The organism is Clostridiales bacterium, from assembly GCA_030016385.1.
In the GTDB taxonomy this organism is placed as follows: Bacteria; Bacillota; Clostridia; order Clostridiales; family Oxobacteraceae; genus JASEJN01.
Window position 1 is genome coordinate 72638 of the sequence record JASEJN010000002.1, and the last position, 12518, is coordinate 85155.

The 12518-nt window shown below is 37.0% G+C and carries 14 protein-coding genes and 1 tRNA gene; 1 reads left to right on the plus strand and 14 read right to left on the minus strand.

Going from position 1 to position 12518, the window contains the following annotated elements:
- Positions 1 to 2: 2 nt before the first annotated feature.
- The 8 genes from QME45_00950 to QME45_00985 form a co-directional block, all read right to left on the minus strand.
- Positions 3 to 76, minus strand: a tRNA-Gly gene (locus QME45_00950).
- A gap of 154 nt (positions 77 to 230) precedes the next feature.
- Positions 231 to 881, minus strand: a complete 651-nt coding sequence (sigH, locus tag QME45_00955; GenBank protein MDI6617227.1) for an RNA polymerase sporulation sigma factor SigH — start codon at positions 879 to 881, stop codon at positions 231 to 233.
- Positions 882 to 962: 81 nt separating this feature from the next.
- Entirely contained in the window at positions 963 to 1475 is a 513-nt protein-coding gene (locus tag QME45_00960; protein ID MDI6617228.1) for an NYN domain-containing protein, read from the minus strand.
- 10 nt (positions 1476 to 1485) lie between these two features.
- A complete protein-coding gene (gene rlmB, locus QME45_00965; GenBank protein ID MDI6617229.1) occupies positions 1486 to 2352 on the minus strand; it encodes a 23S rRNA (guanosine(2251)-2'-O)-methyltransferase RlmB in 867 nt (288 codons plus the stop codon).
- A gap of 166 nt (positions 2353 to 2518) precedes the next feature.
- The gene (gene thyX, locus QME45_00970) at positions 2519 to 3292 is read right to left on the minus strand and encodes an FAD-dependent thymidylate synthase (GenBank protein MDI6617230.1); all 774 of its coding nucleotides are present in this window, start codon (positions 3290 to 3292) and stop codon (positions 2519 to 2521) included.
- A gap of 99 nt (positions 3293 to 3391) precedes the next feature.
- Positions 3392 to 3838, minus strand: coding sequence for a ribonuclease III domain-containing protein (locus QME45_00975; GenBank protein ID MDI6617231.1), 447 nt, complete (start codon positions 3836 to 3838; stop codon positions 3392 to 3394).
- A gap of 45 nt (positions 3839 to 3883) precedes the next feature.
- Positions 3884 to 5311, minus strand: coding sequence for a cysteine--tRNA ligase (gene cysS / locus QME45_00980; GenBank protein ID MDI6617232.1), 1428 nt, complete (start codon positions 5309 to 5311; stop codon positions 3884 to 3886).
- A gap of 188 nt (positions 5312 to 5499) precedes the next feature.
- Positions 5500 to 6351 (minus strand): DUF1002 domain-containing protein, encoded by an 852-nt coding sequence (locus tag QME45_00985; GenBank protein ID MDI6617233.1) that lies wholly within the window; start codon positions 6349 to 6351, stop codon positions 5500 to 5502.
- Between the two features lie 190 nt (positions 6352 to 6541).
- On the opposite strand from QME45_00985, the gene QME45_00990 reads away from it, so the two are divergent.
- Complete coding sequence (locus QME45_00990) at positions 6542 to 7111, plus strand: hypothetical protein (GenBank protein MDI6617234.1); 570 nt, start codon at positions 6542 to 6544, stop codon at positions 7109 to 7111.
- 24 nt (positions 7112 to 7135) lie between these two features.
- Here QME45_00990 and QME45_00995 read toward each other — a convergent pair whose 3' ends face one another.
- The 6 genes from QME45_00995 to QME45_01020 all read right to left on the minus strand — a co-directional run bounded on the left by QME45_00995 (position 7136) and on the right by QME45_01020 (position 12392).
- Positions 7136 to 8329 (minus strand): ABC transporter permease, encoded by a 1194-nt coding sequence (locus QME45_00995; protein MDI6617235.1) that lies wholly within the window; start codon positions 8327 to 8329, stop codon positions 7136 to 7138.
- Positions 8326 to 9051: an ATP-binding cassette domain-containing protein gene (locus QME45_01000; GenBank protein ID MDI6617236.1), complete on the minus strand. Its 726-nt coding sequence runs from the start codon at positions 9049 to 9051 to the stop codon at positions 8326 to 8328. Before QME45_01000 ends, QME45_00995 begins: the two co-directional genes overlap by 4 nt.
- On the minus strand, positions 9052 to 9546 hold the full coding sequence (gene ispF / locus QME45_01005) for a 2-C-methyl-D-erythritol 2,4-cyclodiphosphate synthase (protein MDI6617237.1): 495 nt from the start codon (positions 9544 to 9546) through the stop codon (positions 9052 to 9054).
- A gap of 214 nt (positions 9547 to 9760) precedes the next feature.
- Positions 9761 to 10471, minus strand: a complete 711-nt coding sequence (gene ispD, locus QME45_01010; GenBank protein ID MDI6617238.1) for a 2-C-methyl-D-erythritol 4-phosphate cytidylyltransferase — start codon at positions 10469 to 10471, stop codon at positions 9761 to 9763.
- A 160-nt stretch (positions 10472 to 10631) separates the two neighbouring features.
- Positions 10632 to 11723 (minus strand): PIN/TRAM domain-containing protein, encoded by a 1092-nt coding sequence (locus QME45_01015; protein ID MDI6617239.1) that lies wholly within the window; start codon positions 11721 to 11723, stop codon positions 10632 to 10634.
- A 186-nt stretch (positions 11724 to 11909) separates the two neighbouring features.
- On the minus strand, positions 11910 to 12392 hold the full coding sequence (locus QME45_01020) for a CarD family transcriptional regulator (protein ID MDI6617240.1): 483 nt from the start codon (positions 12390 to 12392) through the stop codon (positions 11910 to 11912).
- Positions 12393 to 12518: the final 126 nt, after the last annotated feature.

Consider the following 12518-nt stretch of genomic DNA (forward strand, 5'->3'; position numbering starts at 1 on the left):
CATGGAGCGGGTAACGGGAATCGGACCCGCATCACCGGCTTGGGAAGCCGGTACTCTGCCATTGAGCTATACCCGCAATATTGTTTTACGATATAATATTTTACTATCCTTTAAACTCTATGTCAAGAGATTTGTACGCTTCGTAATCTGAGCTAGCTTATGTTATTTTGAACACTCATCCCAGATTCAAGATTTAGACAAGTTCCTCAGGCTGGCTGGAGAAGAATCGATTATGCATCGCGTACCTTTAAATACTTTTCAAGTTTCCTCTTAACACGCTGCAGCGCATTATCAATGGATTTGGCATGCCTGTCCAAATCACAGGCAATTTCCTGATAGGACTTGCCGTCTAAATATGATTTAAGAACTTCCCATTCCAGACTGCTAAGGACTTCTCCAATTTTCGATTCTATATTAACAAATTCTTCTCTGCTTATAATCAGCTCCTCCGGATCGGATATTTTCGTGCCGGATAATATATCAAGCAAAGTTCTATCTGAATCTTCATCATATATTGGTTTATTAAGCGATACATAAGAATTCAATGGAATATGTTTTTGTCTGGTTGCAGTCTTTATAGCAGTTATTATTTGCCGCGTTATGCACAATTCAGCAAAAGCCCGAAAAGATGAAAGCTTATCCTGCCTGAAATCACGTATTGCCTTATAGAGCCCTATCATGCCTTCCTGTACGATATCTTCCTTATCCGCTCCGATAAGAAAATAAGAACGCGCTTTAGCCCTTACAAAATTCTTATATTTATTGATTAAGTATTCCTGAGCCTTTATATTCCCATTTTTAGCAAGGCGGGCAATTTCCTCATCCGACATACTATCGAAATTCTTCGGCTCGTACTGCTGGGCTTTAGCATAATGCTTCAAAAACACCGCCTCCAGTACACTTAAGTAGGTCAATCTCATAGACTTATTATACATTATTAACAAATTTAAAGTCAAGGCAAATTACCTCTGACGCCTTAATTTATCAAGTTTTTCCCTCACATCCAAATCCAATCTGTTTTCAAGGGTATGTTTTTTATCGGAATTTTTGAGTCTGTATTTTTCTGTCATCTTTTTTCTTGAATGCATTACTTCATATCTTAACTCTCTTGCAGAAATCCTCGAGGCTCCTCTCCCCAGCACGACCTGTTGTTCAAGCCAGTCGGAAGTTGCAACCTGTATATTAAACATGCTCCCCACCTGATCGGCAAGCTTTTCGATATATGAGTCTGCAGTTTGATTTTCCTTAGTATACACTACCTCGATCTTCCCGAAATTTTCATGCTTTTCCATGCTCCCCTTAACCATATGGGCGTCGAAAACAACTATGACCTTTATGCCTTTATACGCTCTGTAATCTTCTAAAAACTCAAGCAGTTTCTGCCTTGAGCCTTCTAAGCTGATTTTTTGCTCATTTATCAGTTCAGGCCAGGAATTAATAATATTATACCCGTCAACAATCAAACACCTGGTCAAAGCCTCCACCTTATCTCTTATAAATTCTTTGCCTCAATACCTCATACATCAAAATTCCAGCTGCAACCGACGCATTGAGTGATGCTATTTTTCCTCTCATAGGCAGGTCGACTAAAAAGTCGCAATTCTCCTTTACTAACCTTCCTATCCCAGTACCTTCATTTCCGATTACAAGCGCAATCGGGCCTTTAAGGTCTGCTTCAAAATATGCTCGTTTACCATCCATATCCGCTCCGACAATCCATACGCCTTTTTTTTTCAGGAGTCTGATAGTGGAAGTCACATTTGTAACTTTTGCAACCTTTACATATTCCACCGCACCGGCAGAAGTCTTTGCAACCGCAGGGGTAAGACCGACAGCCCTGCGTTTTGGTATTATCACTCCATGGACGCCACAGGCATCTGCCGTTCTAAGAATCGACCCTAAATTGTGCGGATCACAAATCTCATCTAATATTACGATAAATGGGGGTTCATGCTTTTCTTCAGCATATTCCAGTATTTCATCTACATCGGAATATTTATACGGTGAAGCTATTGCAATTACTCCCTGATGATTCTTTGTTTCAGACATAAAATCCATTTTGGCTCTATCAATTTCCAAAATAGGCATATTCCCCTCCCTTGCCATGGAAATTATTTGCCTTATGGAACCTTCATAAGAACCCTTTGAAACATATATCTTTTCTATTGTCCTTCCTGATTTAAGCGCTTCTATAACAGGATTTCTGCCTTCTATTTTTGTTGTTTCATCACAATATCGATCCGTTACTGTATTACCCGGGGAATTGTTAGAAATTACCATGCATTCTTGATTTCTTATATTATCCTTATTATCATATTTCTCATGTTTTTTGCTTCCATCTTTTCTTTCCATATGAGCACCTGCCTTATGTCTAACTCCGATTCGTAATTTTATCTTATGTTATTTTGAACGCTCATTCGCCAGATTCAAGTTTTGTAAGTTCTAAAGCCTGAAACGGACGCATATTTTATATTTTAAAAGCGCAACATAAACTTATGTTTTCTGGACACTATATTCGCTAAATATTTAAGTATCTCTCCCTGACTTCCGCCATTTTACCGCAGCTCATCTTTCCTTCCGGGCAATTTCCCCTAAAACAAGAAGGCCCCGCATTTTTAAAAAGCAGGGGCGCAACCTTTTTTACCTGCCTCAACATTTCGTCTGCAAGATTTTTTATTTCCCACTGTGCCCTGTTGCAGCACCTGAGATGGAAAAAATTATATAACGCCCTTGCATTCATGGTAAACATGATCTTTGTCTCGCAGGCATTCGGCAGTACATATCTTGCGTCTTCAAGAGATATTTTTTCAGCCTGGACTTTAGCTTTTTTTTGATCTATGCCTTCGAGGATCAACTTTTCATAATTCCCCTTATATAACATTCCTACCAGTTCATCGTAATATTTCTGATCGCTTTCCATTGCCTGCAGAAATCTCTGCTTTGCCTCCGGTATATGTTCGATTTTAGGGGGAATAATATATTTAAATTGTTTTAGACTAACATACCTTTGAGATTGCTGCGAATAAGAGCAGCCTATCCTGTGCCTTACAAGCTGATGTGTAAGGGCTCTACTCACTCCTTCCGCCGCAAATGTAAAATCAACATGTTCGATCGGGGATTCATGTCCTAAGTTCATAAGCATTTCAATAAATTTTTCTACGTTATCTGGGCTCAGATTCCCCATGATTGTATCTATCCCTGAACTGCTGTAGCACAGTTTTGCAGCCGCTGATACCAATTTTTCAGGTTCAGGTGTGTATTGCAGCAACTCGACTTTCAACGCCGTTTCCAACTGTATCCCCCCGTCACAAAAAACTATTTAATTCCAATCTTAAATCTGTTTATCTCTTATCTTTGTTACGGGTGCATTTTTTATAGTTGAAGAATAGTGTTAATGCACCCCTTCGTCACTTTTCTTTTCTGCCATAGAACAATTTAAAATATCCATCAGCCTCTTTATGTCACCCTTTAAATACATATATCCCAAAAGTGCTTCAAATCCTGTAGCATTTCTGTATTCGCATACGTCGGCATTTTTGGGTACAAATCCCGATTTCGAATTTCGGCCTCTCCTTACAATGTTCAGTTCCTCCTCCGTCAGTATATCCTGTATCCTGTGAAGAGTCTCAAATTGTGCATGTGCCTTCACATATTTTATCGACAGTATATGAAGTTTATGAACATTCGACTCAGTATTATCTGCAAGCATGGAGGTCCTTATATACAATTCATATACTGAATCGCCGATATAAGCAAGCACCAGAGGATTTAACATATTTATCTTTTCATCCGGCATATCATTTATATCTTTTAAATTTTGCATCATATTTTTAAACATCAATCTTCTCTTTTCCAAATAACAGCATAGTATATCACAGCCGTTTTAAACAGTATAAACCTTTTTTGTACCTTTATTATCGACAAGTACTTTTACTCCCTTTTGAGTATCCTGTATTTCAACGCCCTTTTCTTTAAGTTCATCCCTTATTTTGTCTGCAAGCGCCCAATCCTTATCTTTCCTTGCTGTCTGCCTTTGCCGGATAAGTTTTAATATCTCTTCATCAAGTTCTCCGCCATATGTCTTTTGCAGCAGTACAAATGGTTTTCCAAGCTCTCTTATCATGCTGATAGACTTTTCGATAGACTTTTTAGGTGAATCGGGCTTGATATTCGTATTTACTTCTCTTACGAGATCGAATAATACCGAAAGGCCATCAGCCGTATTAAAGTCATCGTCCATTACATTTATAAATCTATCCCTGTATGAATCGAGGCTGTCATAAAACTTTTGCTCATCGGGATTCAATTCACTATCAGGAGCATAATCAAGGAGATACTCGAGGTTTTGTACTGAATTGTATAACCTATCAAGGGCAGATTTTGCCTGCTCCAAAAGCTCGACATTAAAGTTCAAAGGCGTCCTGTAATGTCCCGATAACATGAACAGCCTTATTACTTCCATACTATATTTTTGAAGTACTTCCCTTGCGGTAAAGAAATTGTTCAGCGATTTTGACATTTTTTGATTATTTATGTTTACAAAAGCGCTATGCATCCAGTATCTTGCAAAAGGCTTCCCGGTCCTAGCTTCGCTCTGGGCGATCTCATTTTCATGGTGTGGAAATACGAGATCGGCTCCGCCTCCATGTATATCTATCGTATTTCCCAAATACTTTGAAGCCATGGTAGAGCACTCGATATGCCACCCCGGCCTTCCCTTTCCCCATGGGCTATCCCATGCCGGTTCGCCTTGTTTTTGCTTTTTCCATAACGCAAAGTCCATGGGATCTAATTTTTTCTCATTTATTTCAATCCTTGCTCCGGCCTCAAGATCATCAAGCTTTTGATGCGAAAGCTTTCCGTAACCGCTAAACTTTCTCGCATTAAAATATACATCTCCATCCACATTATAAGCATAACCTTTATCTTCAAGGTCCTTGATAAATTTTATAATATCATCAATATTTTCCGTAGCCCTTGGATGCACTGTCGCCCTCTCTATCCCTAAAGCATCTGCGTCTTTGAAATATTCCCGGATAAACCTATCGCCAAGCTCCCTTACGGTTATATTGCTTTCATTTGCCCTTTTGATCATCCTGTCATCTATGTCTGTAAAATTCTGTACATATCTCACATTGTATCCCCTGTATTCAAGATATCTTCTTATCGTATCAAATGAGATAAATGTCCTTGCATTCCCGATATGGAAATAATCATATACCGTTGGCCCGCACACATACATTAAAACTTTCCCCGGGTTTAATGTATGAAAGTCCTCCTTAGATTTTGTAAGAGTATTAAATATTTTAATTCCCATTTTAATATCATCCTTTCCCTAAAAGTCACACTTAAAACTTTATCAAATGAAATTTTTTAAAACTGCCACGACTTCACGTTATATAAGTGCATATTTTATATTTGAATAACGTTTGTACACCCCCGTTATATTGCTCAATGAAAGAGATGCATCCCGGCATGGATTATCTATTATTATACCATCTATTTTTTAGTAAAATACATAGAAACTTCCTTCAAAAAATAAAGAAGCCTGTGAATTATCGTCCTGAGAAAACCTGTTTTCACTGTAGTCTCAGAAAAATCATTGAAATATGTGGAAAAATTTTTTTGCTGGGCCGCAATCTGATTCTCGCTTAAATCGGATTTTCTAACCCTGTCCATAATCGATATAATGCTTTTCTTCTCCATGTCATCTAATGATATATTAAATCTTTTTTCATTATTAGAAATTATTTTCTTTATGGCATTAATATCAGCCGTTTTATCTTTAACAACCGCTTTTTTTATTTCATTCGTAAACTGAAGCGATTTTTGCATGCCTATCTTCTGCCCTAAATCCCCCATAAATACAAGTTCTTCTGCAGCAGCTATTTTTACATCTTTTGAAATATCGCTGCCTTCAAGTTTTTCATAGGCTTTTATTATTGATATCACCGCTGTGCTACCCGATATACTATAAGGTGATATGACTTTTAAATCAACATCCTTTATGCCCGCAGTAATCATGCTGCTTGCTATCATCTCAGGGGTGACATATGCAATATTTTTTGTATAAACCCTCAGACCTTCGGAATTATTATTTACAACATACGAGCATACAGACGCCTTTGAATTTATACTCTGTGAGGAAACCCCCGGCAGATAATTTTTTTCCTCTTTGTGGTCCAGTGTAACACATGCAGCATTTGCATTTATATTGAGTTCTTTATATATCCGGTCCTTTTCCTGACTTTTTATATCCGCCCCAATACATAATATACCTGTGCTGCCGGCAGCCACACTCTGAAAAGATATTAAAATTATAGCAATAGCAGATATGAGCATTTTATACATTTTTATCACCTTAACTGTTTGATTAATACTATTTTACACCATAGACCTTAAATGTTCACTAAAATAACAAATCATTTTTATATTTTTTTTACATAATATTAATAACTTTTGCAGGAGTTATTATAAACTCGTAGAAATATTTATCTGAATAGTCTAATTTTATAAATAAAATATGAAAGAAGTGAACTAATTGAAAAAGCTGATTTATTTACTTTTACTTTTTATTTTTGTATTCTTATTATTATCAGGTTGTTCGCTCGGCAATGAATATCAGATTAAAAAAGCAGTCCGAAATTACTATAAAAAGATAAATTCCGCTGCAGATGCAAAAGTAATAGGGATTAAACTTTCAAATATGGAAAATCTATCTTTGGCGGAATACAGCAAAAAAGGTAAAGAGCCTGTTTTGGATCTTCTTATGATAAACAAGGATTCACAGGGATATTTCGTTTTCAAGTCAGCATCGGGATTAAAGCCTTCATACACCGATACTATTTTAAATAAAGTCAATTATGATAACAATACGGTAATATTCGGTACATTCAAGGATAAAAATGAAAAATATACAGGCGTGTCCATTTCTTATTCAGATGGCAAAAAGTTTACAGCAAACATAAAAAAAGGGCAGGGGTTTATAATCATCTGCAATACGCTTTCCAGCATCAAAAATGTAACTCTTTATGACAGCAAAAAAAATGAAACGCCATTGGCGAATCCTTTTATCAATGAAACCAAATTTTTGATCGTCAGGAATCAATAAAAATCCGCCAATGGCGGATTTTTATTACACTCTGAATACCACACTTTCTCTGGTAAACATATATCTTGCAAACATGATGGCGATTATAATATAAATTATAGCCCAGGCAAACGCTATTATGATATGAAGGGGGTTGACTATGCTAACTATGAGTTCCTTCATTATGCAGACTATATTTACTATCGGTATGTTAAAATATCCTATCGGTATATTCTTGGGATCTATCATATAAACTGCAAATGCAGGTACCATAGCGACTATCGTAATGGGGCTTAAATAAGTCTGCGCTTCTTTAAAGGATCTCGCATATATACTTACTGCAAGCTCCAATGCTGCGAATATCAATGTGAGCGAAACAGTGGCAAGCGCAATTATAATAACAGTTGAAATAGAAAAAACATTCCCCTGGCCGAGTATTTCAGGATTGAATTTCTGAGCTATGAAAAGCCCTACCATAGATGCTAACGTTCCTATTATTCCTGCCACAGTTATAGCAAAATATTTTCCCATCAAAAGGGACAACCTGTTCGCCTGAGTTGTAAGCAGCGGTTCAAGAGTGCCTCTTTCTTTTTCTCCGGCGCCGTTATCCGTTGCCGCAGGAAGTACGCTGCTTGCAGAATATATCGCAAGCATTAAAGGTAAAAGCATAGAAAAAATCATAAGCCCCATGCCGTTATCCTGATTATTTTGAGGCCCCAGTTTTTTCTCTATAATATTTACCGGATTTATTATTGCAGGATCGATTCCCTTTTCCTGAAGCCTTTGGCTTACAATTTCTGAAGAAAATTGGCCTATAATCTCCCTTACCATCCCCTCGCCCATCGTGGATGTTTGATTTGTATCATCGTACTGTACAGTCAAGGGCACAGGCTTACCATCTTTAACGGCATCGTCAAAACCGCTACCTACAAAAATTATGACCTTGACGGTACCCTTTCGCAGCGCACCGACGGCATCATCAGCATCCACTATCTTAAGCTCTTTTCTCTCCTTCAGGAACTTCACTATGGATGAATTATTATCTTCAGCTTTTATGGCTACTTCGATTCCCTTCTCCTGTGTATCCTTGATCAACTTCTTTGTGCTGAATCCCATAAATCCATACATTACAGGAAAAATCAAGATCGGGATCAGTATGCTCGATATAATAGTTTTTTTATCTCTGAACATATCGATAAGTTCTTTTTTGAATACTATAAAGACATGTTTTAGATTCATCGCTTACCACCTACCAGTTCTATAAATACATCTTCAAGGTCCTCATTGTTAAAATGCTTTCTAAGGGTGGGTATGTCTCCGTCTGCAACAATGACGCCCTTATGGATTATAACTATCCTGTCGCAGAGTTTCTCGACTTCGCTCATTGTATGACTCGAAAAAATTATTATCTTACCCTGTTTCCTGCAATCCTCTATAAATTCATGTATGATCCTCGTGGAAGTCACATCCAGACCTGAGGTAGGCTCATCAAACAGCATAACCTTGGGATTATGCACTATAGCCCTTGCAATTGAAACTTTTTGCTTCATGCCTCTTGAAAATTTGCCCACCCTCTTATCGATATAATCCTTCATATCAAGCATATCGGCAAGTTCATCTATTCTTTTGTCTATAGCAGAGTCTTCCATATTGTTAAGCTCTGCAAAGTATCTTATATTTTCCCTTGCAGTAAGTCTGTCATATATTCCAACCTCGCCGCCGAAAAGTATTCCTATTTCTCCTCTTACTCTGTCAGGCTGCTTTAATAAATCAAATCCGTTTATTTCGGCGGTACCCTCAGTCGGCTTTAACATTGTTGCAAGCATCCTTAAGGTTGTAGTCTTTCCTGCGCCATTTTCCCCAAGCAGTCCCAGCACCTCCCCCTCTCTCGCCTCAAAGCTGATTCTCTTTACCGCTTCAAAGGCCTTGAACTTCTTTGAAAGGCCTCTTACAGTGATCATTCAATCATCTCCAATCTCGTTAATATTTTTACATATACTCGCAACAGCTATCGATGATATGCCATCTTCATTCCCTGTAAACCCGAGTCCCTCTTCGGTCTTTGCTTTTATGCTTATATTCTCTAATCCAATATCCAATGCGCCCGATATATTTTCCCTCATCTTTCCTATATAAGGAGACATCTTAGGCTTCTCGGCAATTACTGTAGCATCTATATTATTCACAGCATACCCTGAAATCTTTAATAGCATAGCAGTTTTTTCCAAAAGAACAATACTCGATATCCCCTTATATTTTCTATCAGTATCCGGAAAATGCATGCCTATATCCCCGAGAGCAGCGGCACCAAATATAGCATCTATAATGGCATGGATCAGCACATCGGCATCAGAATGGCCCAAAAGCCCCTTTTCATATTCGATTTCCACACCTCCGATAATCAGTTTACTTCCTTTGACAAGCCTGTGAACATCATAACCTATTCCTACTCTCATTTATTCCTCCTTAAAGCATCGGTGGCAGATTTGGTATTTAAAACTGGGCCAATAAATAATATGCACTCATGGCTGATAGAATAATTTATATATTAATATCATATAAAAATCAAGCCCTATTTACAATAGTTAACCAAAAAATAACGTTCATGGAGGGCCTTTAGCTGGTGTATGTAAATTATTTGAAGAATATTAAATTGCTAAGCTCACAGCCTTAAAAGTCTGTATTGTTCCTGTGCTTTATTATAGCCTCAGCTATATATATGTCATCAGGAGTCGTTATTTTTATGTTATCATAGCTGCCTTCAAAAAGTTTCACCCTTGAGCCTGCCCTTTCAACAAGCATAGTATCATCGGTGCCTATAAAGCCGCTTTTTTTTGCTTTTATATGAGCATCATATATTATGTTATATTTGAAAGCCTGAGGTGTTTGAACTGCGTAAACCTTATTCCTGTCTGGAGTATTGAGAGTAAATTTATCCGAATCGACTATTTTTATGGTATCTTTGACGGGAACCGCACAGGCTGCGGCGCCATATATATACGCTTCTTCTACACTTTTTTTGATTGTTTCTTCTCTTACAAAAGGCCTTGCACCGTCATGTATCAAAACAATATCGCACATGCCGTATAATGCAATCAGACCTTTCAATACGGAAAACTGCCTTTCAGCGCCTCCCGGTATAATCTTGGAAACTTTAGATATGCTGTATTTTTCAACGATATCTTTTCTGCATCTGTCAACTGTATCTTCACCGCAAACTATAACTATGCTATCTATACAGCTTGTACTGCTGAATACATTTAATACTTCTGCAAGTATTTCCCTTCGGCCTAATTTAATAAAAAGCTTATTTATATTGCCCATACGGCTGCTCTTGCCTGCTGCAGCTATAATGGCTCCCACTCTTAAATTTTTGTACATTAATATACCCCCAGTAAAAAACTATCACTCTTTGCCAGAGCCTATATTTAAAGAGCTGCTGCATAATGGATAAACATTCATTATGCAGCAGCTTATTTTTTATAAATATAGCTATAATCAGCCATTTTATAATATTTCCTGTTACAGCAGCTCCCTTATTTTATACTGCCCTCTCCATCTGTGCTTTGGGTTTTGCAAAAATCATCCTGCCTGCTGCCGTTTGAAGCACACTCGTAACAACGACATCGATATTTTCGCCGATAAACTTTCTGCCTCCGTCAACTACAATCATCGTACCATCATCAAGATAAGCAATACCCTGGCCATTTTCCTTGCCATCTTTGACAACCTGGATAGCCATCTCTTCCCCGGGAAGAACGACAGGCTTGACGGCATTTGCAAGCTCGTTTATGTTCAGTACCGCTACACCTTGAAATTCAGCTATCTTATTCAAGTTGTAATCATTGGTTATTACTTTCCCGCCAAGAATCTGGGAAAGCTTCAAAAGCTTTGAATCAACTTCTCCGATATCCGGAAAGTCCTTTTCGATTATTTCAACAGGAATGTTAAGTTCTTTTTGTATTTTGTTTAAAATATCCAGCCCTCTTCTTCCCCTGTTCCTTTTGAGGCTGTCGGACGAATCGGCTATATGCCTGAGTTCTTCCAGTACAAAATTAGGGATAATAAGCGGACCTTCAACAAATCCTGTTTGACATATATCAAAAATCCTTCCATCAATTATAACGCTTGTATCAAGTATTTTAGGCTGCACCCTGCTGTGTTCGCTCTTCATATATTTCTGTTTGGAGCCAAACTTTTTAAAAAAGGAAAAAACATTGTAAAATTCCTCTTTTCTCTTAATCGCGATATTCACTCCTACAGAGCCTAATACTATATTCAGTATTATAACGATGATTGTTCCTATATTATATGGCAAACCGTTAAACGGACCTGAAAATAAGTTTGCAATTATAAGACCGGTTATAAGCCCAAAAACTGCTACGATTATATCGTTCATCGGCATTTTCTGCGTTGCGCCCTCTATAAATTCAGACAATTTCCACACCAAATTAATAATCAATGGAGATATTATATACATTATAATTCCACCAATTAATGTCAGTACAATGTATGCTATAAGAGCACCATGTTGAACCTTTATAATCTGTGCATCAACTATGACAACTGAAAGTGCATAACCGATTATAAGTCCACAGAGGGTAAGCAGCCATCTTATTATTTTATTAACCAATAATAAATTCACCTCCTCTTTCTATTTATTATTGACATATACACAATAGATTAAACCAGAATAATGCACTAAAAAAGCAAATAAATTACTTAAAGAAATTAATACATTAACACTAATATATAGTAATTATAAAGAAAATTCAACTGATTAAATCTTAAAAAATTGTTAATATACTGGAAATATACTCTATTTATTAAGAACTGCATCCTTTATTATACTTTTAACTTCATCAAGCTTAAGTCCTGTAACCAATATAAGTTCACTATAAAATATTTGCTCGGTTTTTTCAAGTATCTTCTTTTCCGCAGGCGAAAGCCCCTTCTTATTTTCCCTCAAGTATAATTCCCTTATAACATCTGCAAGGCTTAAGGTATCCCCCCTTTTGATCCTTTCCATGTTTGTCCTGTATCTTTTGCTCCAGCTCTCATTTATATAGTTTTTTCCCCTTTTCAGATAACGGATAATCTCCATATATTCATTATAACTTATTATATTCCTGATCCTGAAATCGTCCATTGAATCTATAGGAATCATTACTTTCATATCATCGATAGGAATTTTCATAATATAATACTTCTTTTTTTCTTTTAATACTTCTTTTTCTTCGATCGATACGATGATGCCTGCTCCATGCATAGGATACACAATTTTATCACCTATGTTAAACATTTTACCGCCCCTTTACAAATTGTTCTACTATCAGAATACTCAACAAAGCACAGGATTGATAAAACAATTTTAAATAACTTCAATTCGTAATATGAAATCAGGTATAAATAGGATTATATTATTTTG